Origin of the sequence: Amycolatopsis sp. NPDC051903 (genome assembly GCF_044452505.1) — a bacterium.
Classification (GTDB): domain Bacteria; phylum Actinomycetota; class Actinomycetes; order Mycobacteriales; family Pseudonocardiaceae; genus Amycolatopsis.
The window spans coordinates 1-22,395 of sequence record NZ_JBITBT010000070.1 but is presented as its reverse complement, the minus strand read 5'-3'; the positions used below and the strand labels follow the sequence as shown (position 1 = coordinate 22,395).

At 68.7% G+C, this 22,395-nt stretch carries 20 protein-coding genes and 1 pseudogene; 10 read left to right on the top strand and 11 right to left on the bottom strand.

What is annotated here, in order from left to right; translation table 11 throughout:
* Nucleotides 1–386: 386 nt before the first annotated feature.
* The 4 genes from ACIA77_RS51465 to ACIA77_RS51450 all read left to right on the top strand — a co-directional run bounded on the left by ACIA77_RS51465 (nucleotide 387) and on the right by ACIA77_RS51450 (nucleotide 3,232).
* A complete protein-coding gene (locus ACIA77_RS51465; RefSeq protein ID WP_395893569.1) occupies nucleotides 387–599 on the top strand; it encodes a hypothetical protein in 213 nt (70 codons plus the stop codon).
* An 83-nt stretch (nucleotides 600–682) separates the two neighbouring features.
* Nucleotides 683–1,915 (top strand): hypothetical protein, encoded by a 1,233-nt coding sequence (locus ACIA77_RS51460; protein WP_395893568.1) that lies wholly within the window; start codon nucleotides 683–685, stop codon nucleotides 1,913–1,915.
* Nucleotides 1,916–2,169: 254 nt separating this feature from the next.
* Nucleotides 2,170–2,793, top strand: coding sequence for a hypothetical protein (locus ACIA77_RS51455; RefSeq protein WP_395893567.1), 624 nt, complete (start codon nucleotides 2,170–2,172; stop codon nucleotides 2,791–2,793).
* Nucleotides 2,794–2,899: 106 nt separating this feature from the next.
* On the top strand, nucleotides 2,900–3,232 hold the full coding sequence (locus tag ACIA77_RS51450; protein ID WP_395893566.1) for a hypothetical protein: 333 nt from the start codon (nucleotides 2,900–2,902) through the stop codon (nucleotides 3,230–3,232).
* 363 nt (nucleotides 3,233–3,595) lie between these two features.
* Here ACIA77_RS51450 and ACIA77_RS51445 read toward each other — a convergent pair whose 3' ends face one another.
* Nucleotides 3,596–3,964, bottom strand: a complete 369-nt coding sequence (locus tag ACIA77_RS51445; protein ID WP_395893565.1) for a cupin domain-containing protein — start codon at nucleotides 3,962–3,964, stop codon at nucleotides 3,596–3,598.
* A gap of 243 nt (nucleotides 3,965–4,207) precedes the next feature.
* Here ACIA77_RS51445 and ACIA77_RS51440 point away from each other — a divergent pair, with 243 nt between their 5' ends.
* A complete protein-coding gene (locus ACIA77_RS51440) occupies nucleotides 4,208–4,801 on the top strand; it encodes an MBL fold metallo-hydrolase (RefSeq protein WP_395893564.1) in 594 nt (197 codons plus the stop codon).
* A 19-nt stretch (nucleotides 4,802–4,820) separates the two neighbouring features.
* Here ACIA77_RS51440 and ACIA77_RS51435 read toward each other — a convergent pair whose 3' ends face one another.
* A complete protein-coding gene (locus ACIA77_RS51435) occupies nucleotides 4,821–4,952 on the bottom strand; it encodes a hypothetical protein (protein ID WP_395893563.1) in 132 nt (43 codons plus the stop codon).
* Between the two features lie 906 nt (nucleotides 4,953–5,858).
* Nucleotides 5,859–10,838: an AAA family ATPase gene (locus ACIA77_RS51430; protein WP_395893562.1), complete on the bottom strand. Its 4,980-nt coding sequence runs from the start codon at nucleotides 10,836–10,838 to the stop codon at nucleotides 5,859–5,861.
* A gap of 293 nt (nucleotides 10,839–11,131) precedes the next feature.
* Between ACIA77_RS51430 and ACIA77_RS51425 the strand changes: the two genes are divergently transcribed.
* A complete protein-coding gene (locus ACIA77_RS51425) occupies nucleotides 11,132–11,446 on the top strand; it encodes a hypothetical protein (RefSeq protein ID WP_395893561.1) in 315 nt (104 codons plus the stop codon).
* Nucleotides 11,447–11,889: 443 nt separating this feature from the next.
* Here ACIA77_RS51425 and ACIA77_RS51420 read toward each other — a convergent pair whose 3' ends face one another.
* The gene (locus tag ACIA77_RS51420; RefSeq protein ID WP_395893571.1) at nucleotides 11,890–12,096 is read right to left on the bottom strand and encodes an LLM class flavin-dependent oxidoreductase; all 207 of its coding nucleotides are present in this window, start codon (nucleotides 12,094–12,096) and stop codon (nucleotides 11,890–11,892) included.
* A 21-nt stretch (nucleotides 12,097–12,117) separates the two neighbouring features.
* Nucleotides 12,118–12,273: a hypothetical protein gene (locus ACIA77_RS51415; protein ID WP_395893560.1), complete on the bottom strand. Its 156-nt coding sequence runs from the start codon at nucleotides 12,271–12,273 to the stop codon at nucleotides 12,118–12,120.
* A gap of 104 nt (nucleotides 12,274–12,377) precedes the next feature.
* Here ACIA77_RS51415 and ACIA77_RS51410 point away from each other — a divergent pair, with 104 nt between their 5' ends.
* Complete coding sequence (locus ACIA77_RS51410; protein WP_395893570.1) at nucleotides 12,378–12,734, top strand: winged helix-turn-helix transcriptional regulator; 357 nt, start codon at nucleotides 12,378–12,380, stop codon at nucleotides 12,732–12,734.
* 135 nt (nucleotides 12,735–12,869) lie between these two features.
* Here ACIA77_RS51410 and ACIA77_RS51405 read toward each other — a convergent pair.
* The 5 genes and pseudogenes from ACIA77_RS51405 to ACIA77_RS51385 all read right to left on the bottom strand — a co-directional run.
* A pseudogene (locus ACIA77_RS51405) lies at nucleotides 12,870–13,256 on the bottom strand (glyoxalase superfamily protein); the annotation flags it as partial.
* Between the two features lie 153 nt (nucleotides 13,257–13,409).
* On the bottom strand, nucleotides 13,410–13,655 hold the full coding sequence (locus ACIA77_RS51400) for a hypothetical protein (protein WP_395893559.1): 246 nt from the start codon (nucleotides 13,653–13,655) through the stop codon (nucleotides 13,410–13,412).
* Between the two features lie 166 nt (nucleotides 13,656–13,821).
* Nucleotides 13,822–15,501 (bottom strand): GAF domain-containing sensor histidine kinase, encoded by a 1,680-nt coding sequence (locus ACIA77_RS51395; RefSeq protein WP_395893558.1) that lies wholly within the window; start codon nucleotides 15,499–15,501, stop codon nucleotides 13,822–13,824.
* Between the two features lie 48 nt (nucleotides 15,502–15,549).
* Nucleotides 15,550–16,584: a hypothetical protein gene (locus ACIA77_RS51390; protein ID WP_395893557.1), complete on the bottom strand. Its 1,035-nt coding sequence runs from the start codon at nucleotides 16,582–16,584 to the stop codon at nucleotides 15,550–15,552.
* A gap of 497 nt (nucleotides 16,585–17,081) precedes the next feature.
* A complete protein-coding gene (locus ACIA77_RS51385; protein ID WP_395893556.1) occupies nucleotides 17,082–17,834 on the bottom strand; it encodes an RNA polymerase sigma factor in 753 nt (250 codons plus the stop codon).
* Nucleotides 17,835–18,971: 1,137 nt separating this feature from the next.
* Between ACIA77_RS51385 and ctaD the strand changes: the two genes are divergently transcribed.
* On the top strand, nucleotides 18,972–20,744 hold the full coding sequence (gene ctaD, locus ACIA77_RS51380; RefSeq protein ID WP_395893555.1) for a cytochrome c oxidase subunit I: 1,773 nt from the start codon (nucleotides 18,972–18,974) through the stop codon (nucleotides 20,742–20,744).
* A gap of 115 nt (nucleotides 20,745–20,859) precedes the next feature.
* Here ctaD and ACIA77_RS51375 read toward each other — a convergent pair whose 3' ends face one another.
* Entirely contained in the window at nucleotides 20,860–21,366 is a 507-nt protein-coding gene (locus tag ACIA77_RS51375; protein WP_395893554.1) for a hypothetical protein, read from the bottom strand.
* Between the two features lie 201 nt (nucleotides 21,367–21,567).
* Here ACIA77_RS51375 and ACIA77_RS51370 point away from each other — a divergent pair, with 201 nt between their 5' ends.
* Nucleotides 21,568–21,717, top strand: coding sequence for a hypothetical protein (locus ACIA77_RS51370; RefSeq protein ID WP_395893553.1), 150 nt, complete (start codon nucleotides 21,568–21,570; stop codon nucleotides 21,715–21,717).
* A 133-nt stretch (nucleotides 21,718–21,850) separates the two neighbouring features.
* A complete protein-coding gene (locus ACIA77_RS51365) occupies nucleotides 21,851–22,252 on the top strand; it encodes a cupin domain-containing protein (RefSeq protein WP_395893552.1) in 402 nt (133 codons plus the stop codon).
* Nucleotides 22,253–22,395 lie beyond the last annotated feature (143 nt).

Sequence of the window (22,395 nt, the reverse complement as noted above, 5' to 3'; positions counted from 1 at the left end):
CATCTCCAGCACACAAGATCAACTACACGACCGTCGAACCAGAGCCTAACCGACACGCCGGTGACTACCTAACGAAGTGTTGTTGCAGTACTAAGTTGATCGTTCGCCCGGCGGTGTTTCCGGTGAGAGCTGCTTTTCTTGCTCCACGCTCCAAGGCCGGCGTTCGCCGTGGTGCCCGACCCGATGCTGAGGATCGGGCCGGGCACGGCACTGCGGCTACAGCCGAGCCAGCCCGTCGGCGACGCGGACGAGCAGCTTGACATCGTTCTCGACTTCCAGCGGTTTGCTCGGCGGCATCGACGAGGGCCCGCTGCACCTCGGCGCGGTCATCCGCCTCGCCTACAACACCCCAGACCGCGTACACGGTCCGGGTCGCGACGGAGCCGATGAGCCTGCTGTCGCCGTGGAAGGTCAGCGCGGTCACAAAGGTCGAGCTCGGCGTCAAGATCCGCCGGCTCGTGAGCGTGACGCTGTCGCTCCCGGACGTACGCATCGAGCTGCTCGGCCACGTCGGTTTCGCCAAGCGCAGCAGCGACCATTCGGAGATCGTGGCGTTCACCATCGCCGAGGAGGCCGGCCTTACCGGCGGCGAGCGGTGACTTCCCTCACTCGGAAGCTGGGTAACGCTGCTCTTGATCGACTCGAAGATTCTTCGCTGATCCAAAAATTGCAGGGGGCAACGTTGACGAACATCGAGGACAGACCGGTGCCGAACGCGGAGGGGCCGGCGCTTGTTGTGTCTTCTCCTCGTTCGGCCGATCTCCTCTCCGCACTCCGACGAAGCGCGCGTGGGTTGCCGTGGGCGCAGTCGGGTTATGTGCGCGCGGCGGGGCTGTTCCTGGCGGTGCGGCTGTTCAGCGTGGGCGTACTGGCTCTCATGGCCGTGCACAGCAACCGGCCGCTGCTCGACCGGCTGCGGTCGTGGGACGGCTGGTGGTATTTGCAGATCGCGGAACACAACTACACCGGCGTGTCCCACCCGATGGACATCAGCGGGCACCCGTTCCCCGATGCGCCGTACGGATTCTTTCCCCTCTACCCGGCGTTTACCGAGCTCGTCGGCCAACTGCCCGGCATTTCCTTGACTGCGGCCGGCCTCATCGTGTCGGCGGTCGCCGGCCTCGCTGCCGCGTGTGGGCTGTACCGGATCGGTCGGCTGGCGAGCGGGCCGCGCGTCGGGTTGTTGCTGGCCGTGTTGTGGGCGGGTGCGCCGATGGCGATCACCGAGTCGATGGTGATGACGGAGTCGCTGTTCACCGCGTTGGCGGTGTGGGCGCTCGTCGGCGTGCTCGAGCGGAATTGGTTTTTGGCGACCGGTGCGACCGTGTTCGCTGGGCTCACCAGGTCGACGGCGTCCGTGCTGATTGCTGTGGTGGTTGTGGCGGCGGTGATCGACGCGTGGCGCGGCCGACGCCGCTGGCAGGCCCTCGCGTGCGTCGTGGTCGCGCCGCTCGGTTTGCTGGGCTACTGGGGCATGGTGGCTGTGCGCACGGGCAGCGTGACGGGGTGGACGGATATTGAGCACCACGGTTGGAACACGCGCCTTGATCCTGGCATCGACACGTGGCGTTGGGCATCCCGCCAGCTGTTCAGCGAGGGCAGCGCGTGGCAAACGCTTGTTGTACTGGTGACGCTCGCCGCCGCGGGCTTGGCGGCGATTGTGGTTGCGAGCCGCCGCATCCCGTGGCAGCTGGCCGCGTATGCGGTCGGTGTGGTTGTGCTGGTCGTGTGCAGTGCCGGGCTTCCGGCGCTCAAGACCCGGTTTCTGCTCCCTGATTTCGCGTTGCTACTGCCGATCGCGGCGGGGCTCGCGCACCGTCGCACGGTCACGATGGTGGCGTCGGCTTCCGTATTCGTACTCGTTGGCGCCTGGTATTCGGCGTACTCGCTCACGGTCTGGAAATACGCGATCTAGCAGGGCATTCGCTCCTGCGCTTCACCCCGTCCATCCTGCCCGACGAGGCGCCGGCCATTCGCGCGCTCTCCATTCGAGGCACCTTCCACGAAGGGTTTCCTTGCATTACTTCGCTACCGGCACCGATGCCGAGCACGTCGACTGGCTCGCCTCGTGACATCAGCCCACGACCACACGAGCCGGTGAGCACTGTCCGCAACACGTTCGCCTCAAGTTCCAACTACCACCAGCACACTTGATCAAGGGATTACGACATGTCCAAGCGCTTCCTCCTGCTCACCGCAACGGCGGTGACCGCGTTCGGTCTGACCGCGTGCGGCACCAACGCCGCGCCCACCACCCCGAGCTTCCCGAACGCGCCGGCGCCGGCGAGCGTGACGACCGCCGCCTCCCCGGCCGCCGCCGCGCCGGCCTCGCAGTCGCCCTCGTACCTGACGAAGAAGGTCGGCGACCGCGCGGGCATCACCAACACGGACACCACCACGGCCGTCGACTTCTGGATCACGAAGATCACCGTCGACCCGAAGTGCGACCCGTACAGCAAGCGGGAGCCGGGCAAGCACACGGTGCTCCTGGATGTCACGGTGAAGACCGCCGTCGACAAGGACGTGGCGATGGGCGGCGGCGCGTTCGACTTGCTGCCCGGCCTGATCAACCCGTACGCGTTCTCGACCACCGGCAGTTCCGGCGTCACCGACCAGGCCGAGACCGACCTGTGCCTGACGTCGACGAAGGAGCTGCCGTCGACGTACGCGCCCAACCACACGTACACGGGGCAGATCGCGTTCGCGACGCCGGACGCGAGCGGCAAGCTCCAGCTGACCACGCCCTCGGGCTTCTTCCACGACGGCGTCCTCGGGTGGGAATGGTCGTACTGATCACCAGCTGACCGGTAGGAGACGACCCCGATCGGCCAGCTCCACCCGCGCCCATCTCTCTGGGCAACCCTTCCCGCGGAGAAGACCGAAGAAAGAGAAATCGATCATGACTGCTGCACCCTCCGAAACGGACCCCTGCGAGCGAGACGCGGTCCGCGGGGCAACGGCCGAATGGTTCGATCAGACCGCGCCCACGATGCCTCCCGGGATCGCGAGCCGTATGCGGTGGACCTCGGCCCGCCTGCGCGTGAGACCTTCGAGTGACTGCCGCCCCGAGGCGCTGGCGTTCGCGCTGTCGCAAGCCGCTGCTGTCGCGGAAGTTTTTGCCGATGCCTATGCGGAACGTCGTGACGCGTGGGAAGTGGACCGAACGTATTGGATGCCGAGCATTCGCGAGGCGTTCGCCGCCTGGGTTGTGACCGGCGTTATTCCGGTGTAGCCGTTGGGGTGCTCCCTCGGCTGGGAATGGTCATACTGATCACCAGCTGACCGGCTGGAGAAAGGCCCCGGACCGTCGTCGCGGCGGCCGGGGCCTTCTCGCATGTTCAGGGCCGCCGAACGGGACCCGCCCATGGCCGAGTCCCGCGCGGACAACCCTGGCCGATATCGGCAACAGATGGCCATGAGACGGCATGACATTCAGATCACATGGAGGGGGGTGTAGGTCCGTGCCTGAAACTTTCCACGCCTCGACCTACACAGCGACGCACGAGACCAGGTTCTACCTCGGGGTTCATCGCGGCCGATGGTTGCGGCACGTGGAGATGTACCTGCCGCTCGGTCGCCTCAGGTTTTCGCCTGCTCACGCCTTTTGTTTGGCGTAGTCAGTCATGCCTTGCCAGTCGATCACCACGCACGGCTCGTCGCCCTCGACCCATCCGTCGTGTCCTGGCGGGATGATCATGAAATCGCCAGCCCCGAACGTGGCTTCCTCCCCGTCGTTCATCCTGACAGTCATGCGCCCCGAAATGACGTAGCCCCTGTGAGGCACCTCGCAGCTCTCGGTTCCCGCGATTGGCTTCACATGTTTGGACCACTGCCAGCCGGGCCTGAACGTTGCGCGCGCCACCGCGCCTTCGTCGAGGTTGACCATCTCCAGTTGGCCGCGCCCATCCTGGAAGGGCCGCACCTCTTCCGGGTTATCCAGACTCATTCTGCGAATTCCCGCCATGACGACCTCCTTATCGCCTTCCCGCAAGCGTTGCCGGTTGGAGTCCCCTCAGGTCATCGTCCGCAGCTACAGCCTCGGCAGACTAGGGTCTGAAGTCACCACTTCATCGGATGGGCACCGCGGACGGCGATCCCCCTGCTGTGGTCCCTGACGCGCACCGCGCCGAGCACGCCGACGTAGGCACCTGTCGCGGCGGCCGGCGCCGTACTTGCCGCCGGGCCAGAGCGAGTCGGGAAGAAGGCAATGGGTACGTTTGTAGCCGTCGGCATCGACCTGACGCAGGAACGGCTGGTCGGGTTGGGTTCGGTGTGCCGGCGGGACTCGACCGCGGAGATCGCCGCGATCGTGACCGCGCTGTGGGCGCGCGGGATCCGGCTGCACGGGTTCGGGGCGAAGCGCGACGGCCTGGCCCGCATCGGCACATGCTCACCTCGGCCGACTCGATGGCCTGGTCAGCGACGGCGCGGTACTCGCGCATCAAGCTGCCCAGCTGCACGCATCGGGGCTGGTGCAACAACTGGCCGAAACCCCGCGGACATCGAGGCGGTTGCGCTCACCCACCTGCACGCCGACCACGTCGGCTGGGCCTGGCACCCCGCCCCGGACACCGACGGGCCCGCCTTCACCAAGGCCCAATACCTGGTCGCCGAACCCGAACGGGCCCAGCGTCACCTCGCCGAAGAGCAGGGCACGGGTGACATGCTCAAAGTCATGCAGCCGCAGGTGCGCACCGTGGCCGAGGGCGAGGCGATCTTCCCGGCGTCACCGTCATGCTCAGCCCAGGCCACAACGTCGGACACGGCGCTTACGTCATCAACGCGGGCGGGAAGCGGGTGATCGACTTCGGTGACGCCTTTCATTCTCCGCTCCAGATCACCCGCCCGCTGTGGGAAAACGCCTTCGATACGACCACCACCACGCGACGAACCTCCGCGACAGCCTCGTCGCCGAACTTGCCGAACCCGACCCGATCGGCTTCGGCATCCACTTCGCGGACGTGCCCTTTGGCCACGTCCGCATCCAGGACGGTCGAGCGGCTTGGGACCCCATCGACGCCTGAACCCGGTCTGGCGGTGGGGCACCGTCACCGCGCAGTGGACAGGTCCCGTCTCCACGGCCTGCGAACGGTCGACGCTGAGCTGTCGATGATGATCGGACGCCGCGTCGGGGACGGCAATCGTGGGTCTGGGCCGTGACATAGTCAAACGTCTGTTTCAAGCCGATGGATTCGGCGCGGCTTGCGTCGATGCCCGAGTGTTCGCCGTGCCCGGCTGCGCGCAGAGCGACGGCCAGTGCGACGCGTCGATGACCAGCGCCGGATGCAGTGAGCAGAAGGTAGGCCTTCAGCAGATGCTCCAGGCCGACGCCAGCTGTTGACCGGCGAAGAGCCCGCACACAGCACTCCACCAGGCCTGGGCTCGGACTTCATGCATTTGAAGCACTACGAACAGTTCCGCAACCTCCGGGGCATCGTGCGCGACACCGGCCCGGACATCTCCCCAGAAGACCGGGTGCGGGCAGCACCAGGGCCGACGTCATCATGACGGTCCTCGCACAGGTGCGCGGCTTGCTGTCCGTCTGGCAACCGCGGCTCGAGGGCTGGCACCAGTCGCCGGAGGCAGCCCGCGCCGGGGCTGGTCGTTCGACCGCGAGCAGGCCTGGCCGCTCAACCAGGAATGCCGGCCCGCCCTGGCCTGCATGCAGGACGAGGTCACCCGCAGCACCCTCCGCCTCGGCCAACTCGCCGGCGCCGGCGGCGACGAACCCCTCTGGCGACGTACAACCCGCCTGCCGTGACTGTCAGTGACCCGGCCGCGGCGGCCGACCTCGGCAACGAGGTGCGGCTCGGCCCCGCTCACCGTGGCCAGCGGCAAGCCACACCTTGCGGCTCAGGTCATCCTCGGGAGTCCGGGGCCTTGTGGGTGTGTGACAGCGGAAGTTCGGCGTGCAGGGTGGTGCCGGCGCCGGGGGCGCTGTGCACCACCAGTCGGCCGCCGAGTGCTTCGGCCCGGTCTTTGAGTCCGACGAGGCCGGTGCCGCGGGCGAGGTCGGCACCGCCGCGGCCGTCGTCGCGGACGCGGACGCGTAGGACGTCGCCGGTCTCCTGGTCGGTGGTGTCGACCGTGACGCCGATCATGCTGGCGTGCGCGTGTTTGGCGGTGTTGGTCAGGGCTTCGGCGACCAGGTAGTAGGTGGCGATCTCGATTTGTTCGGGTGGCCGCCGCGGGATGGTTACCTCCAGCTCGACCGGGATCGGCGAGCGACGGGCCAGGGCTTTGAGTGCGGGGGGCAGGCCGCCGTCGGCGAGGGCGGCCGGGTGGATGCCACGCGCGAGTTCGCGCAGTTCGTCGAGTGCGGTGGTGGCTTCGATGGCGAGGCTGTCCAGCTGGGCTCGGAGCTCAGTGGCGTCGAGAGGTGCGGATGCTTGTGCCGCGCGGGCCTGGAGAGCCAGGGAGACCAGTCGTTGTTGCGCGCCGTCGTGAAGATCGCGTTCAATGCGCCGCCGGGTCTGGTCAGCGGTGGTGACGACGCGGGCACGTGAGGTCGTCAGCTCGGCGTAGAGCTGCGCGTTGTCCAGCGAGACGGCCAGTTGCCCGGCGATGAGGCTCACCGCGTCGAGCCGCTCGGCGGTGAACGCGGCGCCGATGAGCCGGTTCTCCAGCACCAACACCGCCCGCAGGCTGCCGCGGCTGAGGATGGGTACGGCCAGGAGGGAGCAGCGGTCGAGGTCGGTGAAGTAGGGGTCACGGGCGAAGCGGTCGTCCCCGGTGGCGTCGGCGGCCAGCACCGGTTCCCTGAGGCGTTGGACATAGCGCAGCACCGACAGCGGGACCACGGGTTCCCCGGCAGCGTTGGGGGCCGTATCTGGGATCTGGGCGGTGTCGCTGGCGCCGTCGGGAGCGGGGAGCAGCCAGTCGTGGCCTTCGGGGTTCCACAGCAGCAGCTGCACACCGGTGGCGCCGGTCATCGCGCTGAGGACCTCGACGACGCGGGTACGCAGGTGTTCGATGCTGGTCTCGGAGCTCAGGGCCTGGGAGGCGGCCAGGATGCCCAGCAGGTCCAGGGTGCCGGTGGTGACCGGGCCCGTTTGCTGCGCCAGATGAGCGGGCCGATCTCCGCTCAGCCCAGTGGTCACGTCGGAGTGTGGCCGCAGTCTGGGGTAGGCCCAGTCGAGTTGGTCGACCTTCGCGCTCGCACCCCAGGCGGCATAGGTCTGGCGGGCCTGGGCGAGCAGCTCACCACCGACGCGATCCAGGCCGCGGGCCAGATAGAAGCGGGCTGCGCGTTCGGTGATCAACGCCCGGTGCCAGGGCCGCGCACGGCCGGCGACCTCGCGGCGGGCGGCGTCGAACGCCAGCTCGGCAGCCCGGACATCCCCCACCACCCACGCCCGCTCGGCCTCCAGCCACCGCTGCAGGTGCAGGAAGTTGTCCGGCGCGTCCGCGGCACGTGCAGCCAGCCACCGCGTCGTCTCGTCCAGCTCCACCAGCAGAGCGGCGCGCTCGTCACCGGCCGTGTTGCGGGCTTGCCCGGCCAAGGCCAACCCACGCAGCAGGCGGGCCACAGCGGTCGAGTAGTGGCCCAGGATGGCCGGTAGTAGCGGCATCGCCGCCGCGGTGTGCTGTGCCAAGCCGAACGGATCGCCGAAGACGGCGGCGGCGAGCGCCCGGCTGAGATGCGCGTATAGAAGCGCCATCGGATTGTCGGCGTACCTGTCGGTGGGATCCGCCGTGCCAATCGCGTCCGAGCTTCCGCCACGCAGCACACCGGCCAGCCACCGGTGACCGTCGAGCACCTGGCCGATCTGTTCGTTGCCGGTGCGCCGGGCAAAGGCGACGCCCGCCTCCAGCTGCTCGACGAGGTCGTCGAGGGTTGGCGCGCAGTCGAGCAAGAAGTACTCGATCGAGTGATAGGTGTAGCCGGCGTACGCCAGGTCGCCACCTGCGATCAGCCCCTCGCGGGCACGCAGAATGGCGTGGACACCGTTCTCGAGCGGCTGAAACCAGCAACTGAGGATGGCGAAGTAGTAGTGCGCGTACGAGGTCTCGGGCTCGTAGCCGCGAGCTTCGCCCCACGCCAGGAGCCGCCCCAACGCCCGATATCCGGCGCTGTTGCCGCGCTGTACCACGGTGTAGTAGGAGGCGAAGCAGGCGGAGCAGACCAGGGTACGTCCGGGTCCGTGCTCGAGCCAGATCCGCAGGGCTTCCAGGCACAGCCAGGCGAGCCTGGTGTGGTCGGCGAGGAAAGAAACCGGCGGCAGGGTCGCGTCGAGCAGGCGGGTCGCGGCGAGCAGCGTGGGGTCGGTGATCTCCGGCCGAACCAGATCCTCGGCGGTGTCGGTGTCCAGCCACCGGTACAGGTACTCGTACCGGCGGTCGAGATCGGCGGCGAGCTGGCCGGCGGCCGGGATGGTGATCCCGCACGCGCGCAGCGACTTCAGGCCCAGATCGATAGCTTCTGTGAAGCGTTTGCGGTGGGTCAGGCTGCGCACCTGCACCGCTGTCGCGTCGGCGCGTCGGATCGTGCTGGGACACAGCCGCTCGATCGTGTGGTACTCCGCGTCCGCTTCGTCCAGCCGCCCGAGGCTGTACAGGGCAGCGTGGCGGCCGGTGTGCACTTGGATCAGCGTGGCGGTCTCCCCCGGGCCGATCAGCCGCAGCGCGGCGACCAGCAGCGCGTTCACCAGTGTGTACTCGCCGATCAACACCGCTTGGTCGGCGGCGCGGCGCAGCAGCCCCACCACCTGCCGGCGCTCCGCCGCATCGACGACGGCGTCGATCACCGGCAGGTACTGCTCGGCAGCCACCGCGAACAGCTCCGGTAGCCCGGCCAACCGCCGCGCGATCGCCAGCTGCAGGGCGCGGCGCCGCGGCGGGTCCAGCCCGCTCAGGATGACCTCGCGGGTGCGGTCGTGGCGAAACCGCACGGCCTCCCGCAGCCCCGGCTCGATCACCAGGACGCCCTCGTCGAGGGCGGGCCCCAGCTGCTGGTCCACCACGCCCGCCTGTGCGGCGGTGGCGGTCTGCAGCAGACTCACCTCGGCTCGCCCACCCAGGCACGCCATCGCCTCGACCAGCGCCCGCGAGGACGGCGGCATCGCCGCGACCCGCGCCGCCAGCAGCCCGGCCACCTCGGACTGGCCCAGCCGAGCCCGCGCCGCCGCGTCATCCCACCGCCACCCGGCGGCCGTCGCCGCCAGCACGCCCTCCCGCTGCAGCGCGTTGAGCAGCTCCACCGTCTCGTACGGGTTGCCGGACGTGCGCTCGCTGATCATCTCGGCCAGGCCCGCCGCGGTGGCCCGATCCGCGCGCAGCATCTCCGCGACCATGGCGACCAGGCTCGGAACGGCCAAGTTGTCCAGCCCCAGCCAGCGCACGCCGGCCTGCTCGCGCCACCGGGACAGCAACGCGGTCAGCGGATGCGCAGCGTCCACTTCGACGTCGCGGTAGGCGCCGACCAGCAACAGGCCTTCGACCGGTTCATCGGACAGCACGAGATCGACGAAGCCGAGCGGGGTGCGCCCACCCCACTGCAGGTCGTCGAGGAACACCACCACCGGCCGGTTCCGCGACGCGACCGCCCGCAGCCCCTGCACACCTGCTTGCTGCATGCGCGCCTGCGCGGTCAGGGGATCCCCCGCATCCGGCGGCACCCCCAGCAGCACCGCGAACTCCGGCACCACCGCGCTCAACAGACCCGCGTTCGCCCCGACCGCCTCGACGATCCGTTCACGAATCGCGGCCAGCGCGTCCTCCGGCTCGGCCAGCAACAGCCGCCCCAAGGCGCGGAACGCCTGATATCCCGCGTTGAACTCGATATCCCGCCGGTACTGGTCGAACTTGCCGGCCACGAACCAGCCGTCCCGGCCCGTCACCACCGGCCGCAGCTGATCGACCAACGCGGTCTTGCCCACTCCCGGCGTCCCACTGACCAGCACACCCTGGCAACGGCCGGCCAGCGCCGCCTCGAACGCCGCCTCCAGCGCTGCCACCTCGGCTTCGCGTCCCACGAGTCGTGAGGGCGGCAGCAGCCGCGGCGGAACGTCGTGCTCGCCGACGCGCACCCGAGCCGCCGCCGGATGCGCCTGGGCGTCGCGGACCTCGTGCAGGTCGTGGGCTAGGCCCTCCGCTGACTGGTAGCGGTGGTCGGGTTCCTTTTCCAGCAGCCGCATCACGATCTCGGACAGCGGAGCGGGCACCGCCGGGTTCAGCTGGACCGGCGGTACCGGCACCCGCGCCAGATGATCGTGGGTCAGGCGCAGCGGGTCGCCGGAGCCGAACGGCGGCTGGCCCGTGGCCAGTTCGTAGAGCGTCGCGCCCAACGCGTACAGATCCGCGCGCTGGTCCACCGACCGGCCGGTGCGCCCGGTCTGCTCGGGGGCGAGGTAGGCGAGCGACCCGACGATCTCGCTGTGGGGAGTGAACTCGGGACGGATCTCAGCGAACGACGTCGCCAGCGCGAAACCCACCAGGCACGGGTCTCCGTCGCCGGAGATGACGATGTTGGCCGGGGTGATGTCGCGGTGCAGCACTCCGCGGCGGTGCATTCCCGCGACCGCATGGGCCAACTTGCCGGCCAGCCGGACCAGCTCATCGATAACCAGTGGTTCGGCAGGCTCGGCCAGAGTGATGTCACCGGCGTCCACCAGCACTATCGATCCCGGGTACCGCGGCGCGTCCACCAGCTGCGCGACTCCGGTGACGCCGCGCAGCCGCTCCAGGATCGCCACCTCGTGCTGCAGCCGCCGCTGCGCATCCGGCCCCAGCGGCTCCTTGCAGACAACAGAGACGCGCCCCGGCAGCCACACTCGGGTCACCCGAGTGCACGCGCTCTGCTGCAGCAGAACCGCGTCGGGCGGATCCCGGCCCGTCAAGGCCCCGCCTGTCCCCATCCACAGTGTCTACGCTTTGCCGTTTGCCTGCACAAGTCCCTGCCGCTCTACCGGCACCGCACGCTCAAACTCGACGAGCCGTTCAAGCAGCCGACCTACATGGTGATGATGAACCTGCGCCGCGGCAGGCTGGTGACCTCGCTTCTCTTGGCCCGGTTGCTCCATCGGAGCGACGCTTGCGGGCAGGTGTTGCCGGGTGGGGACAGTCCCGGTCGCAGACACGTCGGTTTACGGCTGCGCCGCTGGTCAGCGGGATCCACGACGGACATGTGCCCGTGCCGGAACTGCCGCTGCGGCTAGCCGTCGTCGAGCCGGCCGCCGAGCTGCCCACCGGCGCGTTCGAGTACTCGCCGAAGCTGGATGGGTGGCGGTGCGTGGTGCACGTGCCCGGCGGGATGCTCCAGTCCCGCACCGGAGGTGACCTCATCGACCGGTTCCCGGGATCATCGAGGCGGCGGCCGCGCTGGGCCGGGTGGTGCTCGACGGCGAGCTGTGCGCGTATCGCGAGCGCCGGCTGGACTTCGCGGCGCTCGGCCGCGGTCCGGCACGGCGTCGCGCCGAGGGCATCGGCGTTGCTACGTGGCCTTTGACCTGCTCGGTGCCCGCGGCCGTGACCTGCGGCTGTGGCCGTTGTCTCGGCGGCGCGAGCGGCTCGCCGCGGTGGTCGGCGCGGGGAACGCCGGCGTGCAGCTGATGCTCTCGACCCTCGACCTCGCCCGGGTCGGGAGTGGATCAGCGCTGAGCGGGCCGCTGTGGGCATCGACGGGACTGTCGCGAAGCCGCTGGCCAGCCGTTACCCGCTGCGCGGTGGCCGCGCCGGGTGGGTCAAGGTGCGCCACTACGACGAAGTCGACGCCCTCGTGCTCGGCGTGACCGGCAGCCCGTCTCGGCCGACGACGTTGGTGCTCGGCCAGGCCGACCGGCGGGGGCGGGTGCGCGCGGTGGGGCTGTCGACGACGCTGTCCCGGTCGGCATTAGCCGGGCGGCCTCGGAGATCCGGTATTACGGCATCGGACGTGTTCCGCGTAGTCGATCATCGCCGGCCCGGACCGGTCGAAGCCGCCCATCGCCGGGATCGGCCCTCCGGATGCCCGGCGCCAACCCCGAGGACGAGGCGACCACCGAGCAGCCGCGAGAGCGTGGCAGCGGATTTCGCGAGCATCGTCGGCGACCGGAGACCGAGGTTGGCCACGTTCGGCGTGTACGCGACCGAGCGCGTGTTCGCCGCGAGGTACGCGATGAGCGTCCAGGTGTCGTAGAACTACGCCGGGTAGGGGTGGTCCTGGATGCCGATCAGGCCGAACCCGCTGTCTTCAGCCGCCCGTGCCACGGCAACGAACTCGCGCGCGGGCACGACAACCGGATCGACGTTCACCCCGAACGTCACGGTCCGCTCCGCTGTGTTCGGTTCGGTCATGGTGCTACTCCTTCGTGAACCGAATCCCACGATCCGCAGGGACATCACGAGCGGCAAACACGAGGTAAGCGAGTCACTATTGGTAAGTGACCAGCAAAGCTTCGATGTTCCGAGACGTGGGGACCATCGACGACGAGTCGTGCCGGGAGTTCCAGCACAGCATCGAGCTCGTCGGTCGCAAGTGGAGCGCCGCGATCCTGCTGGCTTTGGCCCGCGGGGCGCAGCGGTTCGGCGAGGTGCACCACGCGGTCGATGGCATCTCCAACCGGCTGCTGGCCGTGCGACTCAAGGAGCTGCAGACCCAGAACCTCGTCGAGCGGACCGTGATCCCGACCACCCCGGTCGAGATCCGCAACGCCCTCACCGAATCCGGCCGGGAACTGCTGGTCGGGCTCATGCCACTGATCCACTGGCAGCAACGCTGGCGCGTCAACCCCCGACGACAGGTTGATCAAAGCTGACAGCAGCAACGAATCTGCCCGCGTGAATTGTCGTGCGAGGGCATCGTCGCTCGATCGTGGTCGGCAAGGGGGTTTCAGACTTTCCCGCCGCCACAACGGCCGGTGTCCGATCTCCTGCACGAGCCACGTGTTGCCGTCCGGGTCCGCGAAGTCGAACGCGCTCGCGTAGTCGCGGCGGTCCGGGGCGAGGCCCGGCTCCCAGTGCCCCTGCCAGGGGTCGGCGTCCGTCTTGTGGCGCAGCGGGCCGGTGGTCACGCCGCGTGAGGCCAGCTCGCGGTGGGCGGCCTCGACGTCGGTGACGGCGAGGTAGATGGCGCGCGCCGAACCGGGAGCGGCGTCGGTGAGGCCCGTGCCGAGCTGGATCGAGCAGGCCGAGCCGGGCGGGGTGAGCTGGACGACGCGGAAGCCGTCGCGCGGGTGGTAGTCGACGTCGAGGGTGAAACCGACCCGGTCGGTGTAGAACTCCCGCGCCTTGTTGACATCGCTGACCGAGAGCGTGACGACTTGCAGGGCCCAGTTCATCGGAGGGTTTCCTTTCACATGTCCAAGACGAGGTCGGCGCGTGGGGTGGCGCAGCAGATCAGCGCCGGCGGCTGGCGACTCCAGGGGCGAGGGCGCGTAGTCGACGGAGCCCGACAGCACGGGGGTGACACACGTGTGGCACACGCCGGTGCGTCAACTCCAGCGGGCGGGCACGTCGCACGCCTCGGCGAAGTCCAGCAGGGTGCCACCGCGGAAGGGAGCCGAGACGCCGCTGCGGGCGAAGGTCACCTTCGGCCCGGTGCCGGGCGGGCCGGATGGTGTGTGCGGGGGCCTGGTGGTCTGTCCGACGAGGCCGGGGTTGATGGCGTCGAGGGCGGTGAACAGTTCGGTGTGGATGCGGGCGGCGTCGAGCCCCGCCGAGGTCAGGGCGGCGGTCATGTCGGTGGAATCAGCGGCTCAAGCCGAGCCCACAACCCGTCGGCCACGATCTCCTCGCGCACCCTGACGATCGTGGACGCCTCCCACCCACGACGCAGACACACCGACCTCATTCTGAACTGATCTCAGAGCGAACACGACCACGGTGGCACCTCGTGCACGCTTTTCAGGCACCAGGCCCTGCCGTTCGCACCGCGGTGGGGCGGGCCGGCTCCACCGGGAGCTGAACCTGAAGGGTGGTGCCCGCTCCGGGTGGGCTGTGCAGCGCCATCCGGCCGCCGAGGGCCTCGGCCCGATCATTGAGGCCGGTGAGACCGGAGCCGCGGGTGCCGTCGGCGCCGCCGCGGCCGTCGTCACGGACGCGCACGCACAGCAGGCCCTCACTGGCGGCCACGTGGACCTCGGCGGTGGTGGCGTGCGCGTGCTTGGCCGCGTTGGTCAGCGCCTCGGCCACCACGTAGTAGGCGGCGGTCTCGACCGGCTCGGCCAGCCGCCCCTCCACGCGGACATCCAGCCGGACCGGGACCGCCGAGCGGCGGGCCAGTTCCTTCAGCGCGGAGGGCAGTCCGTACTCGGCCAGGATGGCCGGGTGGAGGCCGTGGGCGATCTCGCGCAGCTCCTCCTGGACCTCGACCAGCCCGGTGGCCACCTCGTCCAGCTGCCGCATCAGCTCACCGGCCTCGGAGGGCGCGGTCAGCTGCGCGGCGCGTAGCTGTAGGGCGAGGGAGACGAGGTGTTGCTGGGCGCCGTCGTGCAGGTTGCGTTCGATCCGGCGGCGGGCGGTATCGGCGGTGGTCACGATCCGAGCCCGGGACGCGGCCAGCTCTGTCTGGGCCTCGGCGTTGGCGAGGGCGGTCGCGGCCAGGTCGGTGAACCCGGCCAGCCGCGCCTCGGTGTCCGCCGGTAGCGGTTCCTCTTGTGTGGATGACACGACCAGGACGCCCCACAGGCGGCCCTCGACGCTGACCGGCACGCCGACAGCCGAGCGCACGCCCAGCTCGCTGGCGATATCGCACTCCGGGCCCGAGGTTCCGGTGGAGCTGTCGATGCGAGCGGGACAGCCGGTGTGGAACACCAGCGTGTACACGTTCCGCCCGCCCGGGCTCAGCCGGGTCCCGGCGGGGACCGCGGTACCGGTGCTGCTCCACGTGGCGACCAACTTTGCCGCGCCATCAGGGTCGTACCGGGTCATCCACGAATGGTGCGCGCCCAGCAACTGGCCGGCTTCCTCAGCGACCGCCCCGAACACCTCCTCCGGCGGCGCCGCCCGGGCCACCAGCGTCGCCACCCGCCGCAGCGCCGCCTGCTCCCCGGCGAACCAACGCAGCTCCACCCGCGCCTGTGAGTTGGCGATCGCGGCGGCCACCAGCTCGGTGAACCCAGCCAGCCGGGCCTCGGAATCGACCGGCAGCGACTCCCCTTGCGAGGATGCGACGACCATGACGCCCCACAGGCGGCCCTCGACGCTGACCGGCACGCCCACGGCCACGCCGTAACCGAACCCGGGGGCCAGGTCGGCGACGAGGCCCGTGGCGTCGGTGGAGTTGTCGATCCGCGCGGGACGGCCGGTCTGGAACACCAGTGTGCGCACGTTCCGCCCGCCGAGGCTCAATCGAGTCCCGGCGGGGGCGGCGGCGCCGGTGCTGCTCCACGTAGCGACCAACCTTGCCGCGCCATCGGGGTCGTACCGGGTCATCCACGAATGGTGCGCGCCCAGCAGCTGCCCGGCTTCCTCAGCGACAGCGGCAAACACCTCCTCTGGCGCCGCCGCCCGGGCCACCAGCGTCGCCACCCGCCGCAGCGCCGCCTGCTCCCCGGCGATCCGGTCGCTTCGCTGAGTAACCATCAGGCCTCCGCTCCGGCGGCAGCCACGCCGCCTCCTCACCAGACTCGCTCAACCGCTCGCTGAAGGGCGAACCCTTGATGACCTGAACCGCTCGGGCAGGTACGCCATCCGCTGATACACCGTCCAGCCGGCCCTGGCGAAGGCGTGCTTATCGGGCCAGGCCGCGGCTACCGCGTCGTAGTCCAGCGTGCGGAACCCCGCTCCGATTTCGTCGGCGAAGACCTGCAACGCCTCGTAGAACCCGCCGTTGCCACCGGACTGCGGCCGCATCGGCTCGAGCTCCAGTGCCATGTCCCCGAGCGCGAATCGACAGGCGGCCTGGTCATCGAGGTGCATGCTCACGCTGGCGCGCGCGCCATCGCGGCGCTTGCCCACGTGACCGATCGTCTCCACAGCGCAGACCTCCGGACGGTCGTGGCACCGCCACGATCCCGTCCCCTCGGGCAACGCCGAAGGTCGAAAGGGCCGCAGATCTCCGTGACGCCGGTCCCGCGCCACCCGTGTTCTCACTATGCGCGGACCCCTCCATGACCACAACCCCGCATCCCAGGTCAGCACGGATAACGTCGACGCCCCGGACCAGTCCGACGAGGCCGGCCCCGCACTGCGCAAGGTATCCGCGACGACGTACGAGACCACCGACTCGGCGACGGACACCCAACCCAAGCAGGCCGATGACGACCAGGTCGGCAGCAGGGCGAGGACTTCCGCGACCTCTGGCTCGAGACCGGACCGGTGAAGATCGCGGTCCTTCGGCACGGCCAGCCCAGCGTGACGGGCGACTTCGGCGTTGATCCGGATGCAGGAAATCAGTGTTTGTCGTTCACGGATCAAGCGATTACCCGCCCACACGGCGGCGACCTGCCCGCGCGTGAACACCAAGAGTTCGCGGGGTTCACGATGACTCGTGGCGGGCCCTCGCGGTGCGGGCGTCGCCGATGTGGTCAAGCTTGCGGCCGAGCAGGAAGACCAGCGCACCGTCCGCGTGCTGGCCGCAGGTACACGTTGGTAGCCGCGGTGCAGTCCGTCGAACGCGCCACTGCGGCGATGGTCGCCCTCCATCGTGAGGAACGTCGGTCGCATCTTGCCACTACGCGGTTCTCATCTCGTTCTCGGGATTCGAGTGTCGACGGCGCCGGCGCGCCTCCTTGAGGCTCCTCGTCGAGAGACATCCACCTGTTCAGGGGAGGCGAAGGAGGAGGTCTGCGGCATCGTCGAGGTGTGTGCCGTCCGTGTCGCGGTTGCCGCCGGCGTCGCGCGGGCGACGCGGACCGGGTCGCACGGCGCGGCGGCAGCGCTTTCGCGGGCCTAGCGGCCATTCTTTCATCGGGAACTACGAAAGGACGCGGCTCGCGCCCAGCTGCCGCGGTGATGGGCGTTCACGAGCCGCAGTTACGAACGCGACCTCGCCGCCGGGGCCTTGCCAACAGGCCTGCAGGGAGGCGACGGGCCGCGTTCCTTGTCCAGTGTGGTCGGTTCCGGTTCGCTGTCGTGGCTGTCGACCGTTGCGGCCGTATGAGCAGCGGTCTCCATCCGGGAAAGATCGGTCGCTCGGATCGGCGTTCCGCGCCTGTGCTTGGTCACGCGATGAAGTCGTTCGCTACCAAGTAGTTGCGGATGTTGCGACGGGCGTCGAACATGGCCTTGTAGATGGCGTTGCGGTTGGTGCCCAGTCGCGCTGCGAGGGTTCCCATAGGGACTCTGTCGATCGCCACGGCGACGAAGACACGGCGCTGGTGCTCGGTCAACACGTTCTCGATGACGTGAGTGAGGGCGGCTCGGAGCTCGATGGCTTCCACCTGGTGGGGCGGTTCGTCGCCGACGGCCGCGCATGCGCGGTTCGTCTCGTCCTGGTCGAGAGACACACGGTGATTCCGCCAGACGTGTCGGCCGACTTTCGTTGCGACCTCGAGGATGACGAATGTGAAGGCCCACGTCGTGAACTGCGCATCGCCTCGGAATTCGCCGATCTTGCGGGTGATGCACATGAGGGCATCGGCTGCGGCCTGGTGAGCCAGGTCTTCGAGCTCGGGGCCACTGATCCGCGTGGCCGAAGACCTGCGAGCGGCCTCCCTCCTGGCGATCCTGATGAGCATCGCGTACAGCCTGCGGCAGACATCTTCGAAGTTCGCGCTGCCAGGGCTCAATTCTCGGACCCAGGCGGCGGACTCGGGGTCGAAGCTGCGTCCGCCGACCAGGACTCGTCCGCTGGTCTCCGACGTGGTCATGTGAGCGCGGGTTTCCCTCCAGTGCCAGCGGTGTATGCCGTCCGGGCGTGGGACGATCCTGGCGTCATGTCGCCTCACCTTCTCTCCGTTGAAGGTCTTCTGCATTTGCAAGCCCCTGTTATGCCTTCACGGCTCCTGAACGAACTTGCCCACCGCCGCGCCGATGGCCATCGACGATGAGCCGAAGCAACAGGGTCAGGCGCCAGGCGCGCAAAGGGAACCAGTTCGAGGTTCGCGTTCGCCACCTGCGTTCGATACGGATTCGGCTCGGGTTGCACGACGAACGGCCTGAACGCGGCGACTGCCGGGGAAACGTGCGGGACGAGGGCGGCTTAAGCGGTGGCGCAACAGGAAAACGCCGGGCGTCCGACAGGGGCCAGGTCGAAGTTTCTCATCACACGCCACCTTCCGGTCCGGAGCTGGTCGGGGGCGCACGGCCGGCGAAGTGGCCGGAAACCGCGCGCCCCGGGTGGCGGGAGCCCGTCCAGCATCGCGGCGGCGGGGGTCTCCTCGCATTCCTGCCACCTGGAGTTCGCGCCCCCACCGTCACCGGCGTGGAACCGGCCGCCAGACATGTCCTCTGAGCAATGCCTTGAACTACCGGCTCCTCCCCGGGCCCAGCCAACGCCGAATGGAGCGGCTGGCCCGCAGGTGGCTGAGGCGTCCCCGGACCACATCGTGTAGCAGGTAGGGACTCCGTTCCACGCGAACCGGTCGCACCACAATCACAGCGGCACTAAGTGCCTCCAGAGAAGGATTTCAGGTCACCCGAAGGCTTGGTGGGCGGATTGCTGAAGATCTCCTCCGGCCCGTCTGGTCTGCCCACGGGATCGCTCAGTCGCCATGACCGGCACCGGCGGTGTCATCGGCGTCGAACCCCAGGTAGTTGTCCATATCCCCCGAGCACCTGCCAGCCGGTAATGTCGCTACCGGCTGGCAGGTGCTCGGGCATTCCTGCCAGCAATGAATACGCAACGGCCGCTGGCAGCAATGCGCGAGGATGGCGGCGGTACGACTCTGTAGCCCATTGATGTCCACGTCTGCGGTATGTCGGGCTTCTCCGGCACGGCAACCGGCTGGCTGCCCGTGCTCGGTGCCGACAGGAACCGGGTCCGGACCGGAGGCGGTCCGACAGGGTGAGTGCTCCACGAAAGATCAGGCCGGACCGGTGCCGTCGAACGGTTCCCCACTCCGAACCGGGATCGAAGAAGCAGCCAGTCCAGCATCCAGCAGGAGGAAATCATGAGGACCGTCGCGCCTCGCCCGATCGCAACGCGGCCCTATCCCACGCGCGCTTCCACGAAGGGCGCGGCGTTGCTTCGGTTGATGCGGACGACGGACCACAAGCAGATCGGTGTGATGTACCTCGTCACGGCGTTCGCCTTCTTCATGATGGGCGGCGCGATGGCGATGCTGATCCGCACGGAGCTGGCCCGGCCCGGGCTCCAGTTCCTGTCGCAGGAGCAGTACAACCAGCTGTTCACGATGCACGGCACGATCATGCTGCTGATGTACGCGACCCCGGTCCTGTTCGGGTTCGCGAACTTCGTGCTGCCGCTGCAGATCGGTTCGCCCGACGTCGCGTTCCCGCGGCTCAACGCGTTCTCCTACTGGCTCTACCTCTTCGGCAGCCTGATCGTCATTTCCGGCTTCCTGACGCCAGGGGGCGCGGCCGAGTTCGGCTGGACGGGTTATACGCCGTTGTCGGAGGCCGCCCACACTCCAGGCCCTGGCACGGACATGTGGATCGCCGGGCTCATCGTGTCCGGTCTGGGCACGATCCTCGGTGCGGTCAACATGGTCACCACCGTGGTCTGCCTGCGGGCGCCGGGCATGACGATGTACCGGATGCCGATCTTCACCTGGAACATCCTGGTCACGAGCATCCTGATCCTGCTCGCGTTCCCGATCCTCACGGCCGCGTTCTTCGGCCTGGAAGCCGATCGCCGCCTGGGCGCGCACGTGTTCGACCCCGCGAACGGCGGGGTGATCCTGTGGCAGCACCTGTTCTGGTTCTTCGGCCACCCCGAGGTCTACATCATCGCGCTCCCGTTCTTCGGGATCGTGTCCGAGATCCTCCCGGTGTTCAGCCGCAAACCGATCTTCGGGTACAAGGGCCTGGTCTTCGCGACGCTGGCGATCGCGGCCCTCTCGTTCTCCGTGTGGGCGCACCACCTCTACGCCACCGGCGCCGTGCTGCTGCCCTTCTTCTCCTTCATGACCTTCCTGATCGCGGTCCCGACCGGCGTGAAGTTCTTCAACTGGATCGGCACGATGTGGAAGGGCCAGCTGTCCTTCGAGACACCGATGATCTTCGCTGTCGGCTTCCTGGTCACGTTCCTCCTCGGCGGCCTGACCGGCGTCCTGCTGGCCGCCCCCGCTATCGACTTCCACGTGTCCGACACGTATTTCGTGGTGGCGCACTTCCACTACGTGCTCTACGGCACGATCGCCTTCGCGACCTTCGCCGGCATCTACTTCTGGTTCCCGAAGATCACCGGCCGGATGATGGACGAGAAACTCGGCAAGTGGCACTTCTGGACCACGTTCATCGGTTTCCACGGCACCTTCCTGGTCCAGCACTGGCTCGGCGCCGAGGGCATGCCCCGCCGCTACGCCGACTACCTCACCTCCGACGGGTTCACCACCCTGAACACGATCTCCACGATCGGCGCCTACATCCTCGGTGCGTCCACGCTGCCGTTCATCTGGAACGTGTTCAAGAGCTACCGCTACGGCGAAATCGTCACCGTCGACGACCCCTGGGGCTACGGCAACTCCCTCGAATGGGCCACCTCCTGCCCCCCGCCGCGGCACAACTTCACCGAACTGCCCCGCATCCGCTCCGAACGCCCCGCGTTCGAACTGCACTACCCCCACATGATCGAACGCATGCACACCGAAGGCGAAATCGGCTTCTTCGGCAAACCCCGCCACGTCGCGGCGCCGTCGCAGAAACTCGTGGACGCCACCATGCCCGGCGACCACAGCACGGACAACGCAGGCGAGCACTAGCTTCGCCCACTCCGCCTCCCGGTAGAAGGCGAACCGTAGCTATGGGAGCAAGGCTTGCGCCCGCGCGCGATGAGTCCGGTCCGGGCGCACGGGGTGTGGGCGACCGGCTCGCAGGTCAGGTGTAGCGTCCGGAGAACTGTGAGCCGTCTCCGCAGTGGGTGAAGCGCAGGCCGACGATCGAGCCGTCCTCGACCATCCAAGCAGATCGTAGGAGGCGCGGTAGCCGGGCGGCCAGAACGACGCGAAGCGGCTCATCCGGCTCGACGACCGGTCCCATGAGCGCCGGGACTCCGGCAACCTGGCCGGGCCGCACACGCCTGGCGACCATCGGCTCGGCCGGCATGGGGCGTGTTCCGAGTCGTGCGCTGAGCAGCTCGACGCTCCCGGCACCGCGGAAAGTGGACCCGATGGCGGCCAGGGTCCGTTCGGGCGAGTCCGCGGCGGCGATCAGCCGGTCCACTGCGACGTGCCGGAGATCGAAATCCTGAGTTTTGACCGCGGTGCGGACCAGACCAGTCGGCGCCCGAAGCCGAAAGAGCGGGCACGACGACGGCCCGACCGGGACCCGCATGCCGAGCGACGCACCCAGCGCGGCCGTGGCAACACCGGCCGACAACACCACAGCCGTACCGGCGCGCCACGGATCGCGGGCAGCGAGGCACCCGGCGCGAACAGTTGCGTTGCACAGATAGGCGCCTGATGGGGACCTTCAGGGCAAGTTTTCGCCGACCCCCGAAAGATTCGCCCCTTCGTTCACGCCAATCGACGTGACGACGGCGACCAACGATACAAGCCGCTGCCCCCATGGTGATTGGAGCCAGCGATGCCGGTGGAGACCACCGAACGGAATTTCGACCCGGACGACCCGGAGTACTTCATCGCCCAGCTCGCTCGCGACGGCGAAGCCGCACCCGCTGACCCGGCCTCGCCACGGGTCGAGCCGGACGACGCCGGCAGCAAGTCACATCGATGACAACGGGGGAATCACCATGGGCGACACAACGCCTCCGCCACTGACGATCGTGCAACCGGGAGAGGGAAAGGCGGGGGATCTCGGAGACATCGGAGTGGCCTTCAAGCTCTGGAGCCACGACACAGGCGGTGCTGTGTCGATCGTGGAACACCCCTTCCCCGTCGGTGCACTGGTCGCTCCGCACCTGCACACCCGTGAGGACGAGTACTCGATCGTGACCGAGGGGGAGATCGGTTTCCGATCAGGCGACCGCGAGGCCGTACTCGGCGCAGGTGGCTACATCACCAAGCCACGCGGAGAACTCCACACGATGTGGAACGCGGGCAAGACGCCCGCGCGGATGATCGAGGTGATCGCCCCGGGCGGCTTCGAAGGGTTCTTCCACGACCTGTCCGACCTGATTGCGGGCAGCCCGCCCGCGGAAGGGGAGATGGCGCGCCTCGCGGCCGAGTACGGGCTGGAGTTCGCCACCCCCGATTGGCTGCCGGACCTCATCGCCCGATACGGGCTCAAACCACCGCTGGGCCACAACTAGCCCTGTCGCGGTGGGCACGCCGCCGCCGCTTGCGGCCTACCACCGAGAAGTTGACCGGCGGCAGCCGAGGTCGAGGAACCCCATCCCGTCACCGAGCCCGTGCTCGGTCGAACATCCGGAGGAACGTCTTGAGCGAGCAGAAC